Origin of the sequence: Lysobacter enzymogenes (genome assembly GCF_017355525.1) — a bacterium.
Lineage (GTDB): Bacteria > Pseudomonadota > Gammaproteobacteria > Xanthomonadales > Xanthomonadaceae > Lysobacter > Lysobacter enzymogenes_C.
Genome location: NZ_CP067395.1, coordinates 4,786,164 through 4,810,115, shown reverse-complemented (window position 1 = coordinate 4,810,115; position 23,952 = coordinate 4,786,164). Strand labels below are relative to the sequence as shown.

At 70.1% G+C, this 23,952-nt stretch carries 21 protein-coding genes, 1 tRNA gene, 1 pseudogene and 1 riboswitch; of the genes and pseudogenes, 7 read left to right on the top strand and 16 right to left on the bottom strand.

All coding sequences use genetic code 11. From position 1 onward, the window contains the following. Positions 1–18: 18 nt before the first annotated feature. The 9 genes from JHW38_RS20320 to JHW38_RS20280 all read right to left on the bottom strand — a co-directional run bounded on the left by JHW38_RS20320 (position 19) and on the right by JHW38_RS20280 (position 9,934). On the bottom strand, positions 19–2,898 hold the full coding sequence (locus tag JHW38_RS20320) for a TonB-dependent receptor (protein WP_207523121.1): 2,880 nt from the start codon (positions 2,896–2,898) through the stop codon (positions 19–21). Between the two features lie 93 nt (positions 2,899–2,991). Beyond that, positions 2,992–4,011, bottom strand: coding sequence for a FecR family protein (locus tag JHW38_RS20315; RefSeq protein WP_207523120.1), 1,020 nt, complete (start codon positions 4,009–4,011; stop codon positions 2,992–2,994). After that, the gene (locus JHW38_RS25790) at positions 4,008–4,805 is read right to left on the bottom strand and encodes an RNA polymerase sigma factor (RefSeq protein ID WP_343225432.1); all 798 of its coding nucleotides are present in this window, start codon (positions 4,803–4,805) and stop codon (positions 4,008–4,010) included. The genes JHW38_RS20315 and JHW38_RS25790 overlap by 4 nt, the downstream gene beginning before the upstream one ends. A gap of 441 nt (positions 4,806–5,246) precedes the next feature. Further along, on the bottom strand, positions 5,247–6,158 hold the full coding sequence (locus JHW38_RS20305) for a hypothetical protein (RefSeq protein WP_207523119.1): 912 nt from the start codon (positions 6,156–6,158) through the stop codon (positions 5,247–5,249). Between the two features lie 279 nt (positions 6,159–6,437). Next, the gene (nudC, locus tag JHW38_RS20300; RefSeq protein ID WP_207526447.1) at positions 6,438–7,382 is read right to left on the bottom strand and encodes an NAD(+) diphosphatase; all 945 of its coding nucleotides are present in this window, start codon (positions 7,380–7,382) and stop codon (positions 6,438–6,440) included. Positions 7,383–7,414: 32 nt separating this feature from the next. Further along, entirely contained in the window at positions 7,415–7,789 is a 375-nt protein-coding gene (erpA, locus tag JHW38_RS20295; RefSeq protein ID WP_207523118.1) for an iron-sulfur cluster insertion protein ErpA, read from the bottom strand. Between the two features lie 157 nt (positions 7,790–7,946). Beyond that, a complete protein-coding gene (locus JHW38_RS20290) occupies positions 7,947–8,735 on the bottom strand; it encodes a DUF6776 family protein (protein ID WP_242691006.1) in 789 nt (262 codons plus the stop codon). Between the two features lie 32 nt (positions 8,736–8,767). Beyond that, on the bottom strand, positions 8,768–9,193 hold the full coding sequence (locus tag JHW38_RS20285; RefSeq protein ID WP_207523117.1) for a bactofilin family protein: 426 nt from the start codon (positions 9,191–9,193) through the stop codon (positions 8,768–8,770). Positions 9,194–9,196: 3 nt separating this feature from the next. Further along, positions 9,197–9,934 (bottom strand): DUF6776 family protein, encoded by a 738-nt coding sequence (locus tag JHW38_RS20280; protein ID WP_207523116.1) that lies wholly within the window; start codon positions 9,932–9,934, stop codon positions 9,197–9,199. Between the two features lie 71 nt (positions 9,935–10,005). On the opposite strand from JHW38_RS20280, the gene JHW38_RS20275 reads away from it, so the two are divergent. After that, positions 10,006–10,599, top strand: a complete 594-nt coding sequence (locus JHW38_RS20275; protein WP_207523115.1) for a DUF4126 domain-containing protein — start codon at positions 10,006–10,008, stop codon at positions 10,597–10,599. A gap of 384 nt (positions 10,600–10,983) precedes the next feature. Here the strand turns inward: JHW38_RS20275 and bfr are convergent, their stop codons facing one another. The 3 genes from bfr to JHW38_RS20260 form a co-directional block, all read right to left on the bottom strand. Next, positions 10,984–11,457, bottom strand: a complete 474-nt coding sequence (gene bfr / locus JHW38_RS20270) for a bacterioferritin (protein ID WP_207523114.1) — start codon at positions 11,455–11,457, stop codon at positions 10,984–10,986. Positions 11,458–11,626: 169 nt separating this feature from the next. Continuing rightward, complete coding sequence (locus JHW38_RS20265) at positions 11,627–11,830, bottom strand: (2Fe-2S)-binding protein (RefSeq protein WP_207526445.1); 204 nt, start codon at positions 11,828–11,830, stop codon at positions 11,627–11,629. A 134-nt stretch (positions 11,831–11,964) separates the two neighbouring features. Beyond that, complete coding sequence (locus JHW38_RS20260) at positions 11,965–12,582, bottom strand: RNA pyrophosphohydrolase (RefSeq protein ID WP_207523113.1); 618 nt, start codon at positions 12,580–12,582, stop codon at positions 11,965–11,967. Between the two features lie 126 nt (positions 12,583–12,708). On the opposite strand from JHW38_RS20260, the gene JHW38_RS20255 reads away from it, so the two are divergent. The 3 genes from JHW38_RS20255 to JHW38_RS20245 all read left to right on the top strand — a co-directional run bounded on the left by JHW38_RS20255 (position 12,709) and on the right by JHW38_RS20245 (position 14,048). Then, positions 12,709–12,785 (top strand) — tRNA-Met (locus JHW38_RS20255). Between the two features lie 172 nt (positions 12,786–12,957). Next, the gene (gene queD, locus JHW38_RS20250) at positions 12,958–13,314 is read left to right on the top strand and encodes a 6-carboxytetrahydropterin synthase QueD (protein WP_207526444.1); all 357 of its coding nucleotides are present in this window, start codon (positions 12,958–12,960) and stop codon (positions 13,312–13,314) included. A 323-nt stretch (positions 13,315–13,637) separates the two neighbouring features. Continuing rightward, positions 13,638–14,048 (top strand): phasin family protein, encoded by a 411-nt coding sequence (locus JHW38_RS20245; protein ID WP_207523112.1) that lies wholly within the window; start codon positions 13,638–13,640, stop codon positions 14,046–14,048. A gap of 327 nt (positions 14,049–14,375) precedes the next feature. On the opposite strand, the gene bioD is transcribed toward JHW38_RS20245, so the two are convergent. Continuing rightward, a complete protein-coding gene (gene bioD / locus JHW38_RS20240; RefSeq protein WP_207523111.1) occupies positions 14,376–15,062 on the bottom strand; it encodes a dethiobiotin synthase in 687 nt (228 codons plus the stop codon). A gap of 153 nt (positions 15,063–15,215) precedes the next feature. Here bioD and JHW38_RS20235 point away from each other — a divergent pair, with 153 nt between their 5' ends. The 3 genes and pseudogenes from JHW38_RS20235 to btuB all read left to right on the top strand — a co-directional run bounded on the left by JHW38_RS20235 (position 15,216) and on the right by btuB (position 18,574). Continuing rightward, the gene (locus JHW38_RS20235) at positions 15,216–15,698 is read left to right on the top strand and encodes a GAF domain-containing protein (RefSeq protein WP_207523110.1); all 483 of its coding nucleotides are present in this window, start codon (positions 15,216–15,218) and stop codon (positions 15,696–15,698) included. Beyond that, positions 15,695–16,027, top strand: a pseudogene (locus tag JHW38_RS25785) (TfoX/Sxy family protein); the annotation flags it as partial. The gene JHW38_RS20235 and the pseudogene JHW38_RS25785, both read left to right, overlap by 4 nt. Positions 16,028–16,341: 314 nt before the next feature. Further along, a riboswitch (cobalamin riboswitch) is annotated at positions 16,342–16,598 on the top strand. Between the two features lie 125 nt (positions 16,599–16,723). Then, positions 16,724–18,574: a TonB-dependent vitamin B12 receptor gene (gene btuB, locus JHW38_RS20225; RefSeq protein ID WP_207523108.1), complete on the top strand. Its 1,851-nt coding sequence runs from the start codon at positions 16,724–16,726 to the stop codon at positions 18,572–18,574. 185 nt (positions 18,575–18,759) lie between these two features. Here the strand turns inward: btuB and JHW38_RS20220 are convergent, their stop codons facing one another. The 3 genes from JHW38_RS20220 to JHW38_RS20210 all read right to left on the bottom strand — a co-directional run bounded on the left by JHW38_RS20220 (position 18,760) and on the right by JHW38_RS20210 (position 23,928). Further along, positions 18,760–19,599: a hypothetical protein gene (locus JHW38_RS20220; RefSeq protein ID WP_207523107.1), complete on the bottom strand. Its 840-nt coding sequence runs from the start codon at positions 19,597–19,599 to the stop codon at positions 18,760–18,762. Continuing rightward, entirely contained in the window at positions 19,596–20,516 is a 921-nt protein-coding gene (locus JHW38_RS20215) for a hypothetical protein (RefSeq protein WP_207523106.1), read from the bottom strand. The genes JHW38_RS20220 and JHW38_RS20215 overlap by 4 nt, the downstream gene beginning before the upstream one ends. Before the next feature lie 76 nt (positions 20,517–20,592). Next, positions 20,593–23,928: a hypothetical protein gene (locus tag JHW38_RS20210; RefSeq protein ID WP_207523105.1), complete on the bottom strand. Its 3,336-nt coding sequence runs from the start codon at positions 23,926–23,928 to the stop codon at positions 20,593–20,595. Between the last annotated feature and the right edge of the window lie 24 nt (positions 23,929–23,952).

The window sequence follows — 23,952 nt, the reverse complement described above, 5'->3', positions numbered from 1 at the left end:
GGCGCGAACGCGAAACGCTCAGAAGCGGTACATCGCGCTCAACAGGTAATAGCGCCCGACCGGGTCGTCGTCGACCAGGCTGTAGCCGCCGCTGTTGTAGTCGTAGTTGACCGGGCGGCGGTCGTTGAGGTTGCTGATGTTGAGCCCGATCAGCCATTTGTCGAAGCCGCCGTAGGCCAGGTCCAGATCGAGCAAGGTCGCGCTCGGCGTGCGGCAGCGCAGCGGCGCGTCGAGAAACGTCGCGCAGGACGAGCCCGGGCGATCGCGCGCCACCTCGACCGAACCCATGTAGTGGACGTTGAGCGTGGTGATCCAGTCGCGATAGCTCCAGCGCACGCTGCCGAGCACGGTGGTGTCGGGCGCGCCGAAGCCGGCGTAGTCCAGCTCGGGCGCCTGCGGATGCACGCGGCGCATCAGCCGGTCCATGTAATGGCCGGTCAGGCGGAAGCCGAACTCGCCCCAGTTGCGGGTCGGATGGCGGTAGTCGGCGCTGAGTTCCCAACCGCTGACCCGGGTGCTGCCGTAGTTGCTCAGATAGCGCTGCGCGCCGACCAGATAGCCGTATTCGTCGCCGACGAACGACTGCTGGAACAGCTTGGGATATTCGATCGGTTCGACCGGCAGGATCTCGTGGCTGCGATGGATGCGGTAACGGTCCAGGCTCAGGGTGAAGCTCTCGCTCGGCGACCACACCGCGCCGAAGTTGCGGCTGGTCGAGGTTTCCGGGCGCAGTTGCGTATTGACCTTCGAGGTCACGTCGACCCAGCAGTACTCCTCGCCGGTCTGGTCCGGCTCGGTCCACACCGGCACCGCGCACGGCAGCGCCACGTCCTTGGCGGCGACGTAGTCGCGGGTCTGGCCGAACGAGAGCGGCCGGCGCAGCTCGGCCAAGGTCGGCGCGCGGTAGCCCTCGCTGGCCGACGCGCGCAGGATCAGCGACTTCAACGGCTGCCAGCGCAGGCCGAACATCGGCGAGACCTGATTGCCGTAGCCGGAGCTGCGGTCCACCCGCCAGGCCGCGTCCACCCACAGGTTTTCGTGCAGCGGCACGTTGACTTCGGCATACACCGCCGAGGTGTTGCGGCTGGCGCGGCGCAGGTCGAACTCCTGCGCCAGGGCCACATCGCCCTTGAGGAACGCGTCGTCGGGCCGGTTGGTCAGCACTTCGCGCCGCGCTTCGAAGCCGACGGCCAGGCTGGCCTCGCCGCCGGGCAATTCCAGCAGCGGCCCTTCGAGGCTGCCGGACAGCGTATCGAGCACCATCTCGCCGCCGAGCGTGGTGGCCGGCGAAATCCGCTGCAGCACGTCGGGCGTATTGGTCTCGGACTTGTTGAAATGCAGGGTCTGGGTCTTAACCTCGGCTTCCACCACCGGCAGGCTGATCAGGCCGCGGATGCGGTTGTCGACCTTGTTGCGGCGCTGCGCCAGGCTCAGGTCCCAGTCCCAGCGGTCGTGCTCGCCTTTGACGCCGACGGTGAAATCGCGGGTGGTGGTGACGGTGCGGCTGCGGATCGGGCCGACGTCGGTGAACCAATAATTCAAGCGCGTGCCGACGATCCCGTCGGGGTGTTCGGCCGGCAACGCCAGCGCCGCGTTGAACGGCGCGGTCTGCACGTCCAGCTTGACCCGGGTCGCGCGCAGGTCGGCGTAGAACTCCTTGTTCTCGCCGAACGGCTGGCGGAAGTAGGTGTACAGCGCGCTGCTGTCGATGCCCGGCTGCAGGCTCACGTAACGCGGCAGGTCGAGCCGGCAATCGATGTCGAAGCGCGGGTTGGTCTGCTCGTCGCGGTCTTCGCAGTTCTTGGTGGCCTCGAATATCCAATAGGCGTAGCCCAGGCCATAACCGGCCTTGTAGCGCCCGTCGGCGCCGCCGTTGCGGCGCTGGTCCATCGTCGCCCACGCGCGCTGGCTGCCGATCAGCGGGTTGCGGGTGAAGCGGTCGACGCTGACGAACACGCTGCCGCCGCCGGGCGTCTGCTCGCCGAAGCTCGCGTATTGGCGCTGCTGCTCGGCGTCGCCGCGCTGCGACACGCCGTAGCTGGCGCCGACTTCGGCGCCGCGGTAATCCTTCTTGAGGATGATGTTGACCACGCCGGCCATCGCGTCGGCGCCGTAGATCGCCGATGCGCCGCCGTGGGCGATCTCGATGTGGTCGACCATGCTCAACGGAATGCCGTTGAGGTCGGTCAGCGCGCCGTAGTCGGTCGAGACCAAACCGTAGTTGGCCATGCGCCGGCCGTCGACCAGGAACAGGGTCGCGCGCGGGCCGAGCGAGTACAGGCTGGCCGAGGCCGCGGCCGCCGACGGCACCTGGCTGGCGCCGTTCTCGGTCGCGACGTTGCGCGGGTGATGGCCGCTCATGCCCGGCATCAGCCGCAGCACGTCGAACAGGGTCTGGTGGCCGCTGGCGCGGATCTGTTCGTTGGTGATCAGGGTCAGCGGCAGCGAGCTTTCGAACGCGGCCCGGCCGATGCGCGAGCCGGTGACGTGGACGGTGTCCAACTCGGTCGTGGTCGGCCCGCGCGACGCCGCGGCCGGGGCCGGCACGGCGATCGGCACCCGCTGCGGACGCGGACGCGGCGCCGGCTGCAGCAAGTAGACATTGGCTTTTACGGCTACCGCGGTGAGGCCCGTGCCGTCCAGCAAGCGGGCCAGGCTCTCGCGCACCGGCGGCTCGCCGCGCAGACCGGCGGTGCGCCGCCGCGCCACCAGGGCCGGCGAATAGATCAGCTGCAAACGGTTACGGGTGGCGAACGCGATCAGCGCGTCGTCCAACGCGCCTGGAGAAATGGTGTAGCCATCGGCTGGAATATCGCCTTGCGAGGCCGGCAAGGCCAAAGCCAAAGGCGGAAACGTCAGCGCGATGGAAACGATGAACGCATGGGCAATCTTGGCCATCCACCAACCGCATCGATCGGGCTACAGCTGAACCGGAGCGCCCCCTGTCGTTGGCGCTGCCCAACCATATCACCGCCGCGGCGGCCAGGGGGCTCAACCCGGATTGCGATGCAGCACAATTTCGTCGTCCGCAGCGCGCTCGGCCTTCAACGACCAGCCCTGTTCCAGGGCTTCCAGCAAGGCGGCCTGGTCGCCGATGTGGAACACGCCGCTGACGGTGATCTTGCCCAGGTCCGGATCGGCCAGACGCAGCTTGGTCGCCGAATAGCGGTTCATCTCGGTCAGCAAGGCGTCCAGGCGGCGGTTCTTGAACACCAGGTCGCCGCTCGGCCACGACTCGGCGGCGCCGACGTCGAGCGGTTCCGGCGGCGTCATCCGGCCGCTGTGGTCGTAGCTGAGCTGCTGGCCCGGGCGCAGGGTGCTGCCGGCCTGGGCCAGCCCGTTCGACACCATCACCTCGCCTTCGATCAGGCCGACGTTGACCTCGCTGCCGTTCTTGGCCACCTGGAACGTGGTGCCGATGTCGCGGATGGTGCCGGTGCCGGCCTTGACCGAGAACGGCCGCGCCGGATCGGCGGCGACCTGGAACTGGACGCGGCCGTGCTCGACTTCGATCTCGCGGCGCTCGTCGCTGAAGCGCGCGACGATCCGGGTATCGGTGTCGAGCATCACCTGGGTGCCGTCGCCGAGCTTGAGCGAACGCTGCTCGCCGAGCTGGGTGGCGTAGCGCAGGTCGTCGACCGGCGCCGGCGCGCGCATCCAGCCCACGCCGATCGCGGCGGCGAGCAGGAACGAAGCGGCCATCGCGGTCGGCGCCCGCCAGCGCGAACGCGCGCGTTCGCGTCCGCTCTGGCGCCAGGCGATGCGCGCGGCGGCCTGCAGCATCTCGTCGCCGGCCAGTTGCGCGGCGGCCTGATGGGCGCGCTCGGCGGCGACGTAGTCGGTCACGTGGGCCGGCGAGGCGTCGAGCCAGCGCTCGAACTCGGCGCGGTCCTGCGCCGTGCATTCGGGCGATTCCAGGCGCGCCACCCAGGCTTCCGCGCGGCCGTCGTCCGGACCGGTCGCGGCGGCGGGCGCGTTGGCATTCGTCGATGTGGGCAGTGTCGTGTTCATGGCTCTTGCAAGGTCTCGTAGCCGCTTTCCTTCATGCGCGCGCGCAACAGCGCGAGCGCGCGGCCGATATTCTTCTCCACCGCCTTTACAGAAATGCCGCAGTGTTTCGCGATCTGCGTGTAACTCATTCCGTTGATGCGGTTGAGCAGGTAGATCTGCCGGCTGCGCACCGGCAACTGCATGATCGCCGTGCGCACCAGCGCCAGTTCCTGTTCGGTCGCCACGCGTTGGTCGTGGCTGGGTTCCTGCGACGGCAGCGCGTGGTAGTCCTCGTCCAGACTCACGTGCTCGGGCGCATGGCGGGTCTTCTGCCGGCGTCCGCGATCGTTCAGCGCGTTGATCGCGATGCGGTACATCAGGATCTTCAAGGCGTCGGCAGGCTGGTCGCGATAGCGCAGCATGCGCATCATCGTTTCCTGGGCGATGTCCTGCGCGTCCTCGTGCGACGCCGCCGACTTGCGCAGGAACGCGATCAGCGCCTCGCGGTTGTCGCGCAGGAACGCAACGAAGCCCGGATCTTCCTGCTGCGCCGTCGCGGGCTGGTTCGCCGCCGATGACTCCTCGCCCACGTCCACCTTCGCCCACGTCCCGGTTATCCGCTTCGATACTAGCCCAGCCTCCGCGGAGGGGCTAACGAAGCCGGAGTCGAAGCCCGACCGATCCTGCGCGGCTGCCGGCGCCAATCCGATCGGGCCCATGCCGGCCTGGTTCATGCCGACTTGATTCAAGCCGGGCTGATTCAAACCGACCTGATTCAAACCGACCTGAAGCACCGAGGTGAAGCGATTCGCCAAATCCGACTCCTCCACAAGCGTGATGACCGGCGCAAGACGCACATCGCGAGCCTACGCGGCACACGGGGCCCGATCTTCGCGCCGGGCTCCCGTGCACTCGTAAAGCGCGTTCCATCGTCGCTGTCGCCGATCCGGCTGCTGTCGCGGCCGGCGCCCGAAGACGCCGCCCGGGTCCGGCTTTCGCCGCGGCGCGCGGACCGTCCAGCCCCCTCGGCAGGACCGTCTCGAGACGCCGGGGTGGCCGACGGCTCGGACTCGCGCGGCTCGCGCTTTACGCCGAACCCGAATGTACAAACGCGCGGCGGCGCGCGCCCCCCTACCCGCGGCCGTGCGGCAGCGTGCGGAACGCGCGTGAAATGCGGCGAAATCGCGGCTAAAGCGCGGCAGGCCCGGACGGACGGAAGCGGGCGGCGGACCGGCGGCGGGCGCCGGCGCGGCGGTTCAGGCCACGAAACCGGCGATCACGAACAGCGCCAGCACCGCCAGCCACACCAGCAGGCTGCGCCAGACCAGGCTCATCGCGTCGCGCAGCTCGGGCACTTCGCCGGTCAGCACGGCCACGCTTTGGCCGGGCACGCCGGACTCGTTGACGTAGTCGGCGGCCTCCTCGGCCAGCTCGCACTTGACGCTGGCGCGCGCGACCGCGCCGAGGAAGCGGTTGTCCAGGCTGAAGCGGGCGCCGCCGGCTTCGCGCCAGGCGCCGAGCACGGTGTCGAAATTGCCGACCAGGGCCATCGCCAGGGTCAGCAACTGCGCCACCGGCCAATCCAGCAGCGCCAGCAGGGTGCGCGCGCCGGCCAGGGTTTCGCCGGACAAGCGGCGCGAGGCCTCGCCTTCGGCCGCCAACGCCGTCAGGCGATAACCGAGCGCGCCGACCGGGCCGAGCAGCAGGAACCAGAACAGCACGCCGAACCAGCGCCGCAACGCGCTGCGGAACACCGCCTCGACCAGCGAGCCGCCGTCCAGCGCCGGCGTCGCGCCGTCCGGCCACAGCCGCGCGGCGGCCTCGCGGCGGGCGCCGGCGTCGCGCGCGGAGGCCAGCGCTTCGACATCCAGATCCAGATCGCGCGGGCCCCAGGCGTAGAACAGGATGAAGATCGCGAACACCAGGCCGCCGAGCCCGATCAGCGGTTCGGCCAGTGCCAGCTGGAACAGGCTCACCGCCAGCAGCGGCGGCACCAGCGCGATCAGCAGGCCCCAGCGGCTGCGCCAGAAGCTGCCTTCGGGAAAGCGGCTGTCGATCCAGCGCAGCCAATCGTCGAACCAACCGAAGTGGCGCACGCCCGCGGCCAGGGATTGGGCGAGATGGCCGAGCACCAGAGCGACGACGGCGGCGATCAAGGTGACGGACATCGGGGCGACGCTCCTGGCGTGGCGAATCTGGCCCGGATTCTAACGCGACCGCGTGCAGGCGCGGTCGCGTTGCGGCATAGCGCTGCGGCGGGCACAAAAGCCTCGGACCTGTCGCCCCGCCGCGACAGCCGCGCGCCGCGAAGCCGCTGTTGCGCGAGGTTCTACGACCGGCCGGCGCGGAAGACTTTAAGGCGTTCTTGCGGCAGGCCTTCCACCGGCTCCCGCGGGCGGACCTTCAGGCCCGATGCTCGAGCTGCGATGCAGCGCGACTCAACTCGGTCAACGCCGCGCGCGTTGTTCGGCGGCCAACCGCCACTGCTCGATCAGCCAGCGCGAAATCGAAATGCTCGGCGACAGCAGATAGCCCTCGCCGTCGTCCGCGCCGCCTTCGCCGCGGGCGATCGCCGCGCGGATCTCGTCGAGGGTGAACCAACGCACTTCTTCGAGTTCGGCGCTGCTCTGCGGCTCGTCGGCGCCGGCTTCGGCGGCGAAGCCGAGCATCAGCGCGCCGGGGAACGGCCACGGCTGCGAACCCAGGTAACGGCAGCTGCGCACGCGCACGCCGGTTTCTTCCAGCACTTCGCGCGCGACGGTCTGCTCCAGCGATTCGCCGGGCTCGACGAAGCCGGCGATCACCGAGAACCGGCGCGGCGGCCACGCCGCCTGGCGGCCGAGCAGCAAGCGCTCGCCGTCGCTGACGGCGACGATCACCGCCGGATCGGTGCGCGGATAGTGTTCGACGCCGCATTGCCCGCAGCGTCCGGCCCAGCCGGCGCGCTCGAATCCGACCGTGCCGCCGCAGACGCCGCAAAACCGGTTGCGGCTGCGCCAGAACTGCAGCGCGCGCGCCTGCGCGAACACGCTGGCGTGCAGCAGCGACCACTGCGCCGCAGCGGCGCGCAGGTCGACCCGGCGCGGCGCGTCGAAGGCGATCAGTTCGGCGTCGACCGCGAACCAGGCGCCGCCCTCGCCGTCCAGGCCGAGGAAGATCGCCGCGCCCGGGCCGCCGGGGCCTTCGCTGAGTTCGCTCCCGAACGGCGCGCGCAAGGCGCCGTCGTCGTCGGCCAGGGCGTTGCCGCTGGCGTCGAGCACGATCACCCGCGCCCGCGGCCACAGTTCGATCAAGGTTTCGGGCTGCTCGCGCAGGTGGTCGGCGCGATCCAGCGCGGCGCGCCACGCGGCATCGGCCTCGACGAAGGCGAACGGACGCGCGGCCTGGGTCAGCGCGGCTTCGGCGGTGCTCACTCGCGGAGTGTTCAAACGCCGAACGAGGAACCGCAGCCGCAGGTGGTCTTCGCGTTCGGATTGCGGATCACGAACTGCGAACCGTGCAGGCTCTCGGTGTAGTCGACTTCCGCGCCCATCAGGTATTGCAGGCTCAGCGGATCGACCAGCAGGACGACGCCGTCGGTCTGCACCGCCAGATCGTCCTCGCCCTGCTGTTCGTCGAATTCGAACCCGTACTGGAAGCCCGAGCAGCCGCCGCCCTGGATGTAGACGCGCAGCTTGAGCGCGTCGTTGCCTTCCTCGGCGATCAGCTCGCGCACCTTGCGCGCGGCCGAGGAGGTGAATTGCAGCGGGCGCTCCAGCGACTGATAGCCCGGCGCGGCGTTGAGCGTGGCGATTTCCATGCGCTAAGGATAAGGCCGCATGCCGCGCATTCAAGCGCGCCAGGCGAACACAGCGGATCGCGCCAAGGCGCGATCCGGCGGTGGATGGGGTGCGGCCCGGGCGACGGCGCGATCCAGGGCCGGTCGCCGCCTCCGCGCGGACGCGGGCCCGCGCCGATCAGGTGCCCGGACGGCCGGCCTCGGCCGCCGCCGGCGCCGCGACCGCGTCGCGGGTCGCGTCGGCCCAGCTGAAGGACTGCTCGACCGCGGCGCCGGATTGCGGGGTCAGCCGCACCGTCACCCGCACCGGGGTCAGCCCGGCCGGGACGAACACGTCGCCTTCGACCTGCTCGAAATACTTGAACGAATACCCGGTGCCCGGCGCGTCGGCCTGCTGGCGCAGGTCGCTCCAGGCCAGCTTCTCGAGCTTGCCGTTGCGGGTGCCTTCCAGGGCCAGGCTCAGCCGGCCGGCGCTGACCGCGCCGCGGTTGAGGTTCTGGGTCAGGGTCGTGGTGAAGTGCCAGGCCGAGGGCGCGCCGTTCTGCGGCTGCATCTTCAGCGCATGTACGGTCAGGCCGCGGCGCTGGCCGGTGGCGCCGACCAGGCGCTCGTAGAAGGCCACGTCGGCGCGCAGGCCGGAGATTTCCTCGTCGCGCTCGGCCAGCGCGCTTTGCAGGTCGCGGTTGGCCTGACGGCTGATCGCGTCGGAGCGGCCGAGGGTCGCCACGCGCTGGCGCAGTTGCTCCAGCTCGACCTGCATCTGGCGCGGGCTCTGCGCCGCGGCCGGGGCCGGCGGCGGGGCGTCCTGGCCCTGGCCGCTGAACGAACGCCACAGCCCCCAGGCGCCGAACGCCAGGGCCGCGGCCAGCAGCCCCATCGCCGGCAGACGCCAGCGCTGCGACGGGTGCGCGGCGCCCGCCGCGGAGGCGGCGGGCGCGGGACGGGTTTGACGGGTTTCCTCGCTCATCCGCCCCAGCGTGAGGGCGGCGGCGGCCGCGCTCAATCCACCAGGGCGCCGGCGGTAATCGCGGCTTCAGGCGGCGGCAGCGCGGCGGTGGCGTCGGCGTGGATCAGGCGGCCGGTCAGCTGCGAACCGGCGGTCATCTCGACCACCTTGTAGTGCACGTTGCCCTCGACCCGGGCCTTGGACGCCAGCTCGACCCGCTCGCTGGCGTACACGTCGCCGTGCAGGGTGCCGTTGATGACCACCACCGGCGCGCGCACCTCGCCCTCGATGCTGCCGTTCTCGGCCAGGGTCAGGCTGGCCGGCTGGCCGTCGGCGGCGATCAGCTTGCCGATGATGCGGCCCTCGATATACAGGCCGCCGCTGAATTGCAGGTCGCCGCGGATCACCACCTGCGATCCGATCATGGTGTCGACCTGGCCTTCGCGCAGCGGGGCCGGTTTGCTGTTGGTCTTGAACATCTTTCAGGTTTCCCCAGTCGTTACGGTGACGCCGCTCTTCCAGGCGAAGCGCTGCTCGATCGAGGCGTTCTCTCCGCGCAACGAAACGCGGATGCGTTGCGGAGTGAACCCGGCCGGCAGCATCACGCTGCCGTCGAGGGTCTGGAAGTAGCGGAAGGAGTAGTCCTGGGCGGGCGCCTTGGACTTTTGGTGCAACTCGTCCCAACCGATGCTGGCGAGCTTGCCGCCGCGCACCCCCTCGACCTGGAACTGCAGCCCCCCGCTGCTCACCGCACCGCGGTTCAGGTTTTGGGTCAGGACGATCTGGTACCGCCAGGTGCCGCCGGCCTCGGGGTGGAACTCCACCGAGTGCACGTTCAGCCCCTTGGCCGGCGCGGTGGCGCCGACCAGGCGTTCGTAGAAGGCCACGTCGGCGCGCAGGTCGGAGATTTCCTCCTCGCGCTGGGCCAGCGAGCTTTGCACTTGCTTGTTGGCGGCGCGGCTGATCTGGTCGGAGCGCTGCAGGTTGGCCTCGCGCTGGGCCAGCTTGTCCAGCTCGCCCTGGCGCTGGCGCAGCTCGCGCTGGGTCTGGGCCAGCTCGGACTTGAGCTCGGGCAGCTGCGGCGCGGCCAGCGACTGCGACCACCACCAGGCCAGCGCCAGCGATGCCGCCCACGCCACGCCGACCGCCGACCAGATATAAGGTCGCTTGTCCGGCTGCTGCTGGACGATGACGAAGCGCGGCGGCGGAGTTTTGCTCATACGGGGACTTCGACGGCCCGAAGCCGCCGCTTTACCTATACTCAACCTTCAATCTTAACGGGAACGCCGCGATGTCCGAAGCGCACCTGTTCGCAGTTGGCGTAGTTCTGGCCTGGCTGTCGGGCGTGCGGGTCTATCTGACCGTGTTCGGGGTCGGCCTGGCCGGCATGCTCGGCTGGCTGGACCTGCCCCCGGCCCTGCAGGCGACCCAGTCGCCGTGGGTGCTCGGGGTCTGCGGCCTGTTGACGGTCGGCGAGTTCTTCGCCGACAAGATCCCCGGCGTGGACTCGGGCTGGGACCTGCTGCACACCCTGCTGCGGGTGCCGGTCGGCGCGTTCCTGGCCGCGGCGACGATGTCGCCGGACGGCCAGCTCGGCGCCGGCGCGCTCGCCGCCGGCGCCGGCGTCGCCCTGACCAGCCACCTGCTCAAGTCCGGCTCGCGCGCCCTGCTCAACACCTCGCCCGAACCGGTCAGCAACTGGACCGCCTCGGTGACCGAAGACGCCGCCGTGCTCGGCGTGCTGGCGCTGGCCTTCGCCCACCCCTGGCTGAGCCTGGGCATCGTGGCGACGATCACCGTGGTCCTGGCGCTGATGCTGTGGTGGCTGTGGCGGCTGTTGTTCCGGCGGCGCAAGCGCGAGCCCAGGCCGTTGCAGGCGGGGTGAGCGGCGCGCGAATTCTTTTATCCAAGCCGCCGGCGAAATCCGGCGGCTTTTTTGTCGCAATGGCCCCCTGTAGGAGCGGCGCGAGCCGCGACCGCGGCAACGCAACTGCGCCGAAAGTTTCGCCGCGAACGGAAACCCCGCGGTCGCGGCTCGCGCCGCTCCTACAGGGAGCCAACGCCGCCGCGCTGCGAACGGGCATAAAAAAACCGCCGGCACTGGGCCGGCGGCTCGGGTTTCGTCTGGCTGGCGCGGCGATGCGATGCATCGCCGAAGCTGGCTGGAGAAGGTCGCCGCGTAAGCGGCGGTGCGGCGTATCGATCCGTCTGGCTGGCGTCGGCTGGCTCGTGGATCGCGCCGCGGCGAAGGAGCGCGAGGCTCCCGCGCTTACTCGTCTTCGATCTTGGTCAGCAGGTAGTTCTGCTCGCCCAGGCGCTCGATCAGCGCCAGCTGGGTTTCGATCCAGTCGACGTGTTCTTCTTCCGAATCCAGGATGTCGGCGAACAGCTTGCGGCTGACGTAGTCGCTGACGGTCTCGCAGTACTTGATCGCTTCGCGCAGCAGCGGGATCGCTTCGAGTTCCAGCGCCAGATCGCACTCGAGCAACTCGCGCGGATTCTCGCCGATGCGCAGCTTGCCCAGGGCCTGGAAATTCGGCAGGCCGTCGAGAAAGAGGATGCGGTCCGACAGCTTGTCGGCGTGCTTCATCTCGTCGATCGACTCGTGGTACTCGTGATCGGCCAGTTCCTTCAGGCCCCAGTTCTTCAGCATCTTGGCGTGCAGGAAGTACTGGTTGATCGCGGTCAGCTCGTTGTAGAGCGCTTTGTTGAGGTACTCGATGACTTTCGGATCGCCCTTCACGGCCGGTCTCCTGCGTTGCGATGGGCGGCACTCTAGCCCTTTCGCGCAGGCCATGACGAAACGCGAATCGTGCGCAACGGGAGTCGGGAACCGCTCGCAGGCGGATGCGAAAACGGCCGCTCGAGGCGGCCGTTCGGGATGACGCGGGGCGCGGCGGAAGCCGGCGGGGTCAGGCGGCGTGTTGCAGCACCGACAGCGGCAGTTCGCGCACGTTGCGCGCCTGTTCCAGCAGCGAGCCGGCCAGGTCCAGGCAGCTGCCGCAATTGGCGCCGGCGCCGGTGCGCATGGTCAGCTCGGGCACGCTGCGGCAACCGGCTTCGGCGGCCTGGCGGATATCGCGGTCGGTGACTCCGTTGCAGATGCAGACGTACACGGCGCTGGTCTTCGGTTGGCAGCCGGCTGGCTGCGGGAACCATTCCGCCACGGATGCGAATGATTGTCAATTAACGGCGACCCAATCCGTTAACGGCGTCGCCGCCGGCCGGAGCGGCCGGCTTGGCCGCCGGCTCAGGCCCCGGGCTCGGAACCGCCGCCGCAAGCCGAATGGCCGCCAGAACGGGCCCGCGGCCGCTGATGCTGGCGCCCGCCGAGGCCGCCCTCGCAGCGCGGATCGGCGACCGGGCACGGCAGCGGCACCGCCTGGGCGCCGGCGACATGGCGGGCGAACGGGGCCAGATGGCGCAGGGCGCTGGCGTAGACGCCGCGCTTGAACATCACCACATGCTCCAGCGGGTACCAGAAGTCGACCCAGCGCCAGTGGTCGAACTCGGGCTTCTCGGTCGCGTCCAGGCGCAGGTCCGACTCCTCGCCGGTCAGCCGCAGCAGGAACCAGACCTGCTTCTGGCCGATGCACACCAGCCGGTCGTTGCGCCGCACCGCCCGCCGCGGCAGGCGATAGCGCAGCCAGCCCGGAGTGGCGCCGAGCACTTCGACGTGATGGGGATGCAGGCCGGTCTCCTCGTGCAGCTCGCGGTACATGGCCTCGAGCGGCGTCTCGTCGGAGTTCATCCCGCCCTGCGGGAACTGCCAGCCGTCGCGATGCACCCGGCGCGCCCAGAACAGGCGGCCGTCGGTATGCATCAGCACGATGCCGACATTGGGTCTGTAGCCGTCCGGATCGATCACGATGCGGACTCCAGAATTGCACTGTGTCCGACTCTGCCACGCGCCCGGCCAGAGGACAAGCCGGGCAAAACCGGGCGAAAGGATTGACAAGACCGGCCCGGACATGAAGAATGCGCGGCTCACCGTGGCTATGTAGCTCAGCCGGTTAGAGCACAGCACTCATAATGCTGGGGTCGGTGGTTCGAGTCCACCCATAGCCACCATAAGCAAGACAACGCGCCGCAACACCGCCCGGGCCCGCCAGCGCAGCGGGCTTTTTCGTATCCGCGCTCCGCAGGCCGCGCCCCGCCGTTCGCACCGGCGCCCGCGCTGCGCGATCATCGCCTCCACGCGCCGGCGCCGCCGGCTCCGCACCCGCACGCCGCCATGCCCGCCATCGATATCTTCAAGGTCTTCACCCTGGAAGCCGCGCACCGCCTGCCGAACGTGCCGGAAGGGCATAAGTGCGCGCGCCTGCACGGCCATTCGTTCCGCGTCGAAGTGCATCTGCGCGGCGACATCGGCGAGCACAGCGGCTGGCTGATGGACTACGCCGACGTCAAGAAGGCGTTCCAGCCGATCTACGACCGGCTCGATCACCACTATCTCAACGACATCGACGGCCTCGACAACCCGACCAGCGAACGTCTGGCGGTGTGGATCTGGGAGCAGCTCAAGCCGGCGCTGCCGCTGCTGAGCGAAATCGTCGTGCACGAGACCTGCACCGCCGGCAGCCGCTACCGCGGCGAGTAAGTCCGCGCCGGCGCCGCGCGCCGGCTCCTGCGACGCGATCGGCCACAGACCCCGGTTCCGGGCTGCGTCATGTCCGCGCCACCGTTCCGACATCTGCGCCCCGCAGCCTCGCGGGGCCGCGACTGCGCGCGCCCGCACCGCGTACGCGCGCAGGGCGCTTTGCCTATTCAGCTTGCAGCCCCGTAACTGACTGAGCGGACAGGCTTTCTGAACGGTTCAGCACCGCTCGTCGGCATCATGTTGCATCGCAACAAACAGCCGCCTATGCTGCACCGCACAATCCAGTCGCTCATCGGCTGGACCCTTATCCAAGGAGCTCAGCCATGTACCAGCAGTTCAACGAACAGTTCGCCGCCGCCACGCGCCAGTTCGCGGACACGGCCGCTCAGGTCAACCGCCTGGCCCTCGACAACGCCGAAGCCGTGTTCGGCCTGCAGATCGCCGCGATCGAGGACCGCGTCAACGCCACCTTCGCGTTCTTCGGCGAAGCCGCCGAGGCCCGCGATTTCGACGCCCTCAAGACCCTGTTCCCGAAGGGCGTGCAGGTTGCCCGCGAGAACGTCGAGCGCGCCGTCAGCACCGGCCAGGAAGCCTTCGGCCGCACCGTGAAGACCAACGAAGCGATCGCCGAGCTGGCCAAGTCGCAGGTCGAGAACGCCGCGAAGGCCACCCAGGCCAACGTCGAGAAGGCCACCAAGGCCGCGGCCAAGGCCGCTGCTCCGGCCGCCAAGTAAGGCATCGCGGCCGCCGACTCTCTCCCGGCGGTCCGATCCAGGAAAAAACCCGGCAGCGCGAGCTGCCGGGTTTTTTCGTTTGTGCGGTCTTGGGTCCGTGAGGGTTCGGAACACTCATCCTGTAGGAGCGGCGCGAGCCGCGACCGCGCCAATGCGACTGCGCCGGCAGCGGCGGCGCGAATCGGTACCAACAACCGCTGCGACGCGGTTTCGAAGCATTCCTGCGGAACGGTACGACCCTGGCGGCGCAACTACGCCGGCAGCGACGGCGCGAGCGGATGCCCCGCGGTCGCGACTTGCGTCGCTCCTACAGGGAGATGCGCGGCTTCAGTAGATCGGCTGCAGGGCCGCCGCCAACGTCTCGGGATCGGGCTGCGCGGCGTGCGGCAGCCGGCCCCAGCACGGCACCGGCAGGCGCCGGCGCAGGATCTCGAAGTTTTCGTCGGCGCGCGCCATCTGCGGGTCGATGCCGTTGGCGATCCAGCCGATCAGTTCGGCGCCGTCGGCCTGGATCGCGCGCGCGCTGAGCCGCGCGTGGTTGATCGCGCCCAGGCGCAGTCCGACCACCAGCACCACCGGCAGTTTCAGCGCGCGCACCAGGTCGATCTGGTCGAGCCGGGCGCTGACCGGCGCGGCCCAGCCGCCGACGCCTTCGACCACGACCGTGTCGGCCTGCGCGGCCAGACGCGCGTGCGCGGCCAGGATCGGTTCCAGCGCGATTTCGACGCCGGCCTCGGCCGCGGCGATTTCCGGCGCCAGCGGCTGCGGCAGGGCGTACGGATTTACGTCTTCGTAGCGCGGCCGCGGCTGGCTGGCGGCCTGCAGCAGCAAGGCGTCCTCGTTGCGCCAGCCGTCCGGGCCGGGCTCGCAGCCGCTGGCGACCGGCTTCATGCCGACCGCGCGCGCGCCGCCGGCGCGCAGGGCGTGCAACAGGGCGGCGCTGGCGACGGACTTGCCGATGCCGGTGTCGGTGCCGGTGACGAACAGGCCGGAAAGCCGGCGCGGTGGGTTCATGCGGATTCTCGCGACTGGGGGCGCCGCCGCAGCCGGCGCGGCGCGACGGCGCGCGGATCGGGGCGGGCCGGCGCCTGTGACTGATCTCGCGCTTTCCCGGCGAGGCCCAACCGGCATGGTAGTCGCAGCGGATGCCGCTGTTACACTCCGAAGATGTTTACTGCCTCCACACTTTCGGGCCAAAAGTCCGAGCAATACGCCCAATTGGTCGAGCAGGCGCGCGGCCTGCTGGACGGCGAGCGCGACCGCGTCGCCAACGCCGCCAATCTGTCGGCGCTGGTCAACCAGGCCTTGCCGCAGCTCAACTGGGTCGGGTTCTATTTCTTCGACGGCACCGAACTGGTGGTCGGCCCGTTCCAGGGCCTGCCGGCCTGCGTGCGCATTCCGCTCGACAAGGGCGTATGCGGCGCGGCCGCGAGCAGCCGCCAGACCCAGCGCGTGGCCGACGTGCACGAATTCCCGGGCCATATCGCCTGCGACGCGGCCTCGCGTTCGGAAGTGGTGGTGCCGCTGACCCGCGGCGCCGAACTGATCGGCGTGTTCGACCTGGACAGCCCGGTGCCGGACCGTTTCGACGCCGACGATCAGGCCGGTCTGGAAGCCTTGGCGCAGGTCTATGTGGAGTCGCTGGCATGAGCGGAGCGAAGCTGCGCAACATCGGCCCCAAGAGCGCGGCGTGGCTGCGCCAGGTGGGGCTGCGCACGCACCAGGACATCGCCGCGATCGGCACGGTCGAGGCGTTCATGCGGGTCAAGCGCGCCGGCTTCAAGCCGACCTTGAACCTGCTCTATGCGATCGAGGGCGCGCTGCTGGACTGCCACTGGCAGGAGATTCCGGACGAGCGCCGGCAGGAACTGATCCTCGCCGCCGAGGCCGCGACCGCGCTGTTGCCGGCGCCGCGCAACAAGCCGGCGGCCGCGCCGGTGCGCACTACCGTGCATAACGAAGACCGCCACGAAGACGCCGGTGGTGGGTTCGGCGGGTTCGGTGGCGGGCGCGACGAGCCGCGCGCGGAAGATCCGCACGGGGAAGAACGCAGCGAGGAAGACCGCGACCACGACGGCGACGACGATCGCCAGGGCGGTCGCGACGAGGACAGCGCGCGGGATTGATTCCCGCCGCCGCGTGGCTGCGCCGCCTGTAGGAGCGGCGCGAGCCGCGACCGCGACACTTCAACTACGACGCCATTGACGCCGCCTGCGGACACCCCGCAATCGCGGCTCGCGCCGCTCCCACAGGGGCGACCGGGGCTTTCGGGCAGCCCGGACCCAGTTCGCGTACACTGCGCCCGCTTCGAGGTGACCCCGCGGCCAGGCCGCCGGGTTGAAACGGGAAGCCGGTGACGCCTGAAGGCGCGGATCGACGATCCCGCCACGGCCAGTCCGGCACTGCCCCCGCAACGGTAAGCGCGCCAAAGCGCGGCAAACGCCACTGTGCCACCGGCCTCGCGCCATCGGCATGGGAAGGCGCCGCGCCGGAACCGGTCCGCCGGTTCGGCCCGCAAGTCCGGAGACCGGCCCCGAAGCTCCCACAGGTTGCGATGCGGAGGGCATCGCGGCGGTCGCCGCGCCTTCGCGCCGGCTCGCCTGCGTTCGCCCTCCCCCGCCGCCGCCCTTCGCCGTTCGTCGTGCGCGCAGGATCGCGCGCGCAGGAGTGCTTCAATGCGTCGTTACCAGTTGCTGTCCCTCGCCATCGCCGCAGCGCTCGCGCTGCCGGCCGCCGCCGTCGCCGCGCCCGCCGGCGAGGCCACCGATCTCGACCAGGTCGTGGTCACCGCCAACCGCACCGCGGTCAGCGTCAACGACCTGCTGACCCCGGTCGAAGTGCTCGACCGCAGCGAGATCGAGCGCAGCCAGGCGCGCGACCTCAACGACCTGCTGCGCGGCCGCGCCGGCATCACCCTCGCCAACCAGGGCGGCGCCGGCAAGCTGACCACGCTGTTCCTGCGCGGCAGCGAATCCGACCACGTGCTGGTGCTGGTCGACGGCATCCGCATCGGCTCGCCGACTTCGGGCCTGGCCTCGCTGCAGGACCTGCCGCTGGAGCTGATCGACCGCATCGAGATCGTGCGCGGCCCGCGTTCGAGCCTGTACGGCGCCGACGCCATCGGCGGCGTGATCCAGGTGTTCACCCGCCGCGAGCGCCAGGGCTTCGCCCCACGCGTGCATGCCGGCGGCGGCAGCAACGGCACGGTCGAATTCGGTACCGGTTTCGGCGGCCGCAGCGGCCGCGGCTGGTTCGGCGCCGACTACAGCTTCCGCAAGACCCAGGGCATCAACGCCTGCCGCGGCGCCGGCTTCCCGGTGTTCGCCGGCTGCTTCACCGACGAACCCGACCGCGACGGCTACGAGAGCCACGCGCTGTCGCTGCGCGGCGGCGTCGAGATCAACGAGCAGTGGAGCGTCGAAGGCCAGGCGCTGCGCGCCGAGGGCCAGAACGATTACGACGGCAGCTTCGTCAATTACTCCGAGACCGTGCAGCAGGTGGTCGGCGGCAAGATCGACTGGCGGCCGAGCGAGCGCGTGCATGTGCAGCTGACCGGCGGGCGCAATGTCGACAGTTCGGACAATTTCCTGGGTGCGGTGCCGATGGGGTATTTCAGCACCAACCGCGACAGTGCGACGTTGCAGGCCGATTTCAGCCTTTTCGAAGGCCACGTGTTGACCGCCGGCTTCGATTGGCTGCGCGACGAAGTCCGCAGCGACACGATCTACGACGAGCGCGCGCGCGACAACAAGGCCGGCTTCGTCCAGTACCAGGGCCGTTTCGGCAACCAGTCGTTCGAAGCCAGCGTGCGCCGCGACGACAACGAACAGTTCGGCGGCCACACCACCGGCGGCGCCGCGTGGGGCCTGAACTTCGCCGAGAACTGGCGCGTCACCGTCGGCTACGGCACCGCGTTCAAGGCGCCGACCTTCAACGAGCTGTACTACCCGTTCTTCGGCAACCACAACCTCAAGCCGGAGGAGTCCAAGACCTGGGAACTGGGCCTGGCCTACCGCGGCGAGAACTTCAACGCGCGCATCGACGGCTTCGACACCCGCGTGGACCAGCTGATCACCTTCGACTCGGCGATCAACCTGCCCAACAACATCGAACGCGCGCGCATGCGCGGCGCCGAGATCGGCATCGACACCACCTTCGCCGAGTGGACGCTGGCGGCGAGCGCGAGCTGGCTCGACACCGAGAACCGGGTCGGCTTCAACCGCGGCAACGACCTGCCGCGCCGCGCCAAGCACAGCGCGCGCATCGACCTGGACCGCGCCTTCGGCAAGTTCCGCGTCGGCGCCACGGCGGTGGGTTACGGCTCGCGTTACGACGATGTCGCCAACCTGACCCGGGTCGGCGGCTACGGCACCCTGGACCTGCGCGCGGAGTATGCGTTCAACGATGCGCTGAGCCTGCAGGCGCGCGTGGCCAATGTGTTCGACCGCGAGTACGAGACCGTGTCGTACTACAACCAGCCGGGCCGCGAGTGGTTCCTGACTTTGCGTTACGCGCCGAAGCCGTAAGGGTTCATCGGCGGGCGACTGCCGTGTGAGCGAAGAACACGAAGCCCGGCTCCGGCCGGGCTTCGTCGTTTCCGAAGACCCTGTCGGAGGGGCGCGAGCCGCGACTGCGGGGGCGCCGATCGCGTCGAAACGTTCGTCGTGAGCGAGGTGTCGCGGTCGCGGCTCGCGCCGCTCCTACAGGGGGGCTACGTCGCGGCTTTCGCGCGCAAGCGGGCGAGTTCGGGGGAACGCCAGACGGCGACGCCGTAGGGGCTGCCGCAGACCGCGTGGTCGCGCTGCGCGCTGCGCAGCGCCGCATCGCGTCCCCACGGCGTCGCCGCGGCTTGGCGATGCAACGCCGCCAGCCCGCGCGCGCCGCACTCGGCGGCGTGGTCGAGCGCGAGCACGAACTCGACCGGATCGGGATAGAACGGCGACAGGCTCGCCGCGCGCAGCGCGTCGTCGCCGGCCCAGCGCACGGCGGCGGCGAGCATGTCGCCGGCTTCGCGCACGCCGGGCAGGTGCGACAGTTCCAGCGTCGCGAACAGCGCGAGCATGTTGGTGGTGGCGGTGCAGTCGACCAGATCGCGGCGCACGCCGTCGCGGCTCCAGGTCGCGAACACGCCGGGGCGCAGCCACGGCGGGCGCAGCAGCGGAAACGTCGCGACCCGGCGGCGGGCGATGGTCAGGCAGGCGACGCGGCGCGCTTCGGCGCGATCCACCCGGCCCGCGTGCAGCAGCTCCAGCAGCATGATCGCGGTGTCGTCGGCATCGTCGGGCAGGTCCGGCGCCCAGTGCGGACGCGCGTCCAAGGGCCAGAAACGGTAACCGCCGCGCGCGGAGCGGCAGCGCTCGAGCGCGTCGAGCAATGCCGCCGGCACCGGCAGGCCGCGCCGGCGCAGTGCGCGCACGCCGAGCGCGGTGACGAAGCCGTTGCGGTCGGGCAAGCGCTGGCCGCCGAGCGAGACTTCGCTAAGGATGAAGTGCGGCGACGCGTCGATGGCGTCGTGGTCGGCGGAAAAATGCGGGCGCAGCGCGGCGTTCACGTCGGCCGCACGCCGCATTGCACCCAGGCGTTGCCGGCGATGTCGGCGCCGACGCCGATCATGCCGTGACGCCAGCGGCCGTCGGCCGGGCCGGCGGCGAGCGCGGCGTAGACCTGTGCGGACAGGCCTTGGCCCTGATCGCGCAAGCGGCGCTCGACTTCGGCATCGTCGCGGAACATCGCCTTGGCGAAGGTGAACCAGGTCAGCGCGCGCACCTGCCCTTGCGCCGACAAGGCCAGGCTGATGCCGGACGGACGCGGCAGGTCGTCGGCCGGCAGCACCTGCAGCAAACGTTGCAGCAAGGCCGTCTCGTCGCCGAGCGCTGCGCGCGCGAACGCGCGCAGCGCGGCCAGATCGAGCTCGTCGGCGCGCGCGTAGCACTCGACGCTGCCGTCGGGATTGACCCCGCACATGCGCCAGAACAGCAGGTTCGAATCGAACAGACGATGGCGGCCGCGCCAGTGCGGCGGCAACCGCCCCGCGGGCAGGTCGGCGTAGAGCTTGGCGGCGAACTCGTCTCCGTGCCGCGCCGAAGCCCAGGCGCCGAACTTCAAGCGCGCGCCGCGTTGGTGCTGCAGCCACGGCTGCAAATCGTCTTGCCAATCCAGCAGCGCCGCCGCGCGTTGCAGGCGGCTGGCGTCGCCGGCTTCGGGCTCGGCGACTTCGGCGGTCCAGCGCACCGCGGCTTCGCGCGAGGTCCAGGCGAACTCCACCGGCAGGCCGGTGTTGGTCAGCGAGCTGAAACTCCAGGCCACGTCCGGCCAGCGCGATGCGGCCAGCGGCGCCAGCGCGCGCGTCAGCAACGCGCCGGCCGCGTCGGCCTGCGCGGGCAGGACCGCGCGCAGGCGTTGCAGAGTCGCGGCGACCGGCGCGGGCAGATCCGCGCCGCTCGTCGGATGCGGCAAGGCGTCGCTCATTCCCGACCTCCTGGCCTCGCAGCCGTCCGTGGCTCGGCCGTCCATGGCGATGTTCGCATCCATGCTCCGTCTCCCCTTATTGCACCGCGACCAGTTCTTCGCTGTCCTCGACCCAGGCGCGCTGGTCGAACTGGCCCTGCATGCCGACGAAGGTGAAGCGCCGGCGGAACTTGCGCTTGTCGCCGTTCTTCAAGGCGATGCGCAGCTTGACCGGATCGGCCTGGGTGCCGGCCATCTCGATGCGTTCGTTGCGCTTGTACGCGCCGTCCTCGTACTTCACGTCGATGTAGACGCGCTTGACCATGGCCGGGTCGAACACCGGGATGAACTCCAGTTGCAGCGCGTCCTCGAAGCTGTCGTGGATCACCAGCTCGGGCACGTCGACTTCGACCGGCGGCGCGGCCGGATCGGGCTGCGCCGCGCCTTTGCGCCGCTGCACGATCTGGTAGGTCACGCCGCGATTGGCCGGCGCCGGCTTGGCGCCGCGCAGCCGCCAGGTCTTCGGGCCGGAGCTCGCGGTGAGCGTCAGCGTGGTCTTCGGCTCGGGCGTGGCGTAGCCGCGCGCCTGCAGCTTGACGTCGATCGACTCGACCACGTCCCAGTCGATATCGCCCGGGGTCGCGGTGATCTGGCGGAACTCCACGTGTTCGTACGGATTGACGAACAGCGTGCGGTCTTCGGTGCGCTCGGCCGGGATCGTGTACGAGGTGCGGTCGGCCGCCCAATCGGACTGCGGATCGAAGTGGTACTGGTACGCGGCTTCGTAATCGATGTCGCGGGTCTCGTTCATGAACACTTCGAAGCGCTTGACCCCGCTCTCGCCGGGCGCGAACACGAAGTCGGCGTGCTTGTGGTCGCGCGGCTTCTTCTTGTCGCCGTAGTCCAGCGCGATCTGCGCCGACTTCAGGTCGATCGGCTCGAACGCGATCGGCATGCTGGCCTCGACCGCGAACTGGCGGAAGAACGGATCGTCGAGATCGATTTCCTTGAAGTACTTCGACTTGTCGCGCAGGTCGCCGAGCATCAGGCCGAAGAAGCCCTGCGGCGCGTAGGTGCGGCGCACCGCTTCGGCGCGGTTGTAGCGCAGGGTCAGCTTCTTGCGTTCTTCCTGGCGCACGAACTTGAGCTTCAGCGAGAGGCTGACCGCGGTCGGCGGCGTCGGCAGGGTCGGCGGCGTCACCGGAGGCGTGACGGGCGGTGTCACCGGCGGCGTCACCGGCGGAACCACGGGCGGAACGACCGGCGGCACCACCGGCGGCGTCACCGACGCGGGACGACGCAGGCGCCCGTGCCAGCGGTTCGGCGTGGTGCCGGCGGCGCGGCCGGTGACGTGGACGACGCGGTTGTCGGGATCGCCGCCCATCGCCGAATGCGTACCGGGCCGGCTGCTCGCGGGCACGTCGCCGTTGGCGGCCTGGGTCGAAACGGTGATCGGCACGCCGGCGCGGCGTGCGACCGCGAGCGCGACGTCCAGGCGCCGCTGCGACAAGCGTTTGTTGTAGCGCTCTCGTTCGGTTTCGCTGGCGCCGCTGACGTGCTCGTGGCTGGCATAGGCCTGGAAGTTGAGGTTGCGCGGCGCCGGCAGGCTGCGGATCCACGCCATCAGGCGCTCCGCGCCGCGCTCGCTGCCGCTCCAGTTGCCGTCGCCTTCGATACGCAGCGTGCCCGAGGCGTCGCGATAGCGCGGGTCGGTGGTGGTGTTGTCGACATAGGCGCGGTACTGCGTCGACGGCGGATTGGTCGCCCAGCCGGCTTCGGCGGGTTTGTCGAAATCGAAGAACAGGCCGAAGGTCTGGTCTTGCGTGCTGGCCGGCCATTCCACGTCGATGCGCTTGGACGAATCCGCGGCGACGGTGATGTTGACCCGGCCCTGCGCGTCGGCGGCGACGACTTGATCGTCGACTTTGACCACCGCGCCGGCGCCGCTGACGGTGATGGTTTCCTGCAGGCCGCTCGCGGCCGGCGTGTGGGTGACCGTGAGGCCGGCCGGCAACGGCGAAGGCTCGGTCGAATCGACCGTGAGCGCGGCGGGCTGGATTTGCGGCGCGGGCGGCGTGGTGCCGCCGGACGTTCCGCCCGAAGTTCCGCCGCTGCTGCCGCCACTACTGCCGCTGCTGCCACCGCTCGTGCCGCCGCTCGTGCCGCCGGAGAAACCGCCGCCGCTGCTGCCCGAACTGCCGCCGCTGGAACCGCCGCTGCTGCCGCCCGAACTGCCGCCGCTCGATCCACCGCTGCTGCCGCCCGAACTGCCGCCACTGGAACCGCCGCTGCTGCCGCCCGAGCTGCCGCCACTGGAACCGCCGCTGCTGCCGCCCGAGCTGCCGCCACTGGAACCGCCGCTGCTGCCGCCCGAGCTGCCGCCACTCGAACCGCCGCTGCTGCCGCCCGAACTGCCGCCACTCGAACCGCCGCTGCTGCCGCCCGAACTGCCGCCGCTCGAACCGCCGCTGCTGCCGCCCGAGCTGCCGCCACTCGAACCGCCGCTGCTGCCGCCCGAGCTGCCGCCGCTGGAACCGCCGCTGCTGCCGCCAGTACCGCCGCCCTGCCCGCCGCTCTGCCCACCGCCGGCGTTGGCCGGATCGGTCGCCAGCTTGCCCGGCACCAAGGTCGGTTCGAACCACTTCGACAACAGGTCTTCCTTGAAGAAATCCAGCGCCCACTTCTCCTGGTCGCGCCGGTCCTCGGCATCGGTGAAGGCCTCGACCTGGATGTCGATCACGCCGTTCTGCACCAGCGATTCGAACGCCGCGTCGATGCCGGCCTTGAACCACGCGTACTGCCCTTCCAGGCTCGCGCTGAAGTGGTTGAAGATGCGTTCGAAGTCGGCGGTGATGGTGACCCGCAGCGCCGGGCGCATGGCCAGGTACTTGAAGTCGTAGATCACCCCGATCGGGGTCATGCCGTCGCTGAGCGCCTGCTCCAGGATCGTCGCGCCTTCCGCCGACAGGCTCAGGCTGAAAGCCGCGCGGTTGGCCGCGTCCATCGACGGCACCGTGGCGCCGAGGATGTGCTCGACCGCGTTGAACGTGCCCGGCGCGGCCGGCTGCGCCGAGGTGCCGCCGCCGCCCTGGGCGTTGAGCGCGATGCACTGCACCGTGCCTTCCTCGAACGTCGCGCAGGTCAGGCGCACCGGCAACACCACGCCGGGTTCGGCGTTGAGCCGGCCGATGATCTTCGACTCCATCGACGAGGGCAGCTGCAAGGTGGTCACGAAGGTGACGAAACCGCCGCCCTTGTCCGCGGCCGACGCGTCGGCGACGCGGTACTTGAGGAAGTTGAATTCCTTGCGTCCGTCGGCCTGGCGCTTGGCCAGGTCGACCGGGCCCGGCAGATACCAGAACTGGCTCTTGTCGGCGTGGTCGCGGAAGACGGTGATGCCGTCGATGGTGATGGGTTTTTCCAGGCTGAGCATGACGAACTCCGATGGCTCTGCGGT

Bases quoted from the DNA above. Each gene is read 5' to 3' on its own strand.
- JHW38_RS20320 (WP_207523121.1), bottom strand. From the start codon at position 2,898: ATGGCCAAGATTGCCCATGCGTTCATCGTTTCCATCGCGCTGACGTTT.
- JHW38_RS20315 (WP_207523120.1), bottom strand. From the start codon at position 4,011: ATGAACACGACACTGCCCACATCGACGAATGCCAACGCGCCCGCCGCC.
- JHW38_RS20305 (WP_207523119.1), bottom strand. From the start codon at position 6,158: ATGTCCGTCACCTTGATCGCCGCCGTCGTCGCTCTGGTGCTCGGCCAT.
- erpA (WP_207523118.1), bottom strand. From the start codon at position 7,789: ATGGAAATCGCCACGCTCAACGCCGCGCCGGGCTATCAGTCGCTGGAG.
- JHW38_RS20290 (WP_242691006.1), bottom strand. From the start codon at position 8,735: ATGAGCGAGGAAACCCGTCAAACCCGTCCCGCGCCCGCCGCCTCCGCG.
- JHW38_RS20285 (WP_207523117.1), bottom strand. From the start codon at position 9,193: ATGTTCAAGACCAACAGCAAACCGGCCCCGCTGCGCGAAGGCCAGGTC.
- JHW38_RS20280 (WP_207523116.1), bottom strand. From the start codon at position 9,934: ATGAGCAAAACTCCGCCGCCGCGCTTCGTCATCGTCCAGCAGCAGCCG.
- JHW38_RS20275 (WP_207523115.1), top strand. From the start codon at position 10,006: ATGTCCGAAGCGCACCTGTTCGCAGTTGGCGTAGTTCTGGCCTGGCTG.
- JHW38_RS20245 (WP_207523112.1), top strand. From the start codon at position 13,638: ATGTACCAGCAGTTCAACGAACAGTTCGCCGCCGCCACGCGCCAGTTC.
- bioD (WP_207523111.1), bottom strand. From the start codon at position 15,062: ATGAACCCACCGCGCCGGCTTTCCGGCCTGTTCGTCACCGGCACCGAC.
- JHW38_RS20235 (WP_207523110.1), top strand. From the start codon at position 15,216: ATGTTTACTGCCTCCACACTTTCGGGCCAAAAGTCCGAGCAATACGCC.
- btuB (WP_207523108.1), top strand. From the start codon at position 16,724: ATGCGTCGTTACCAGTTGCTGTCCCTCGCCATCGCCGCAGCGCTCGCG.
- JHW38_RS20215 (WP_207523106.1), bottom strand. From the start codon at position 20,516: ATGAGCGACGCCTTGCCGCATCCGACGAGCGGCGCGGATCTGCCCGCG.
- JHW38_RS20210 (WP_207523105.1), bottom strand. From the start codon at position 23,928: ATGCTCAGCCTGGAAAAACCCATCACCATCGACGGCATCACCGTCTTC.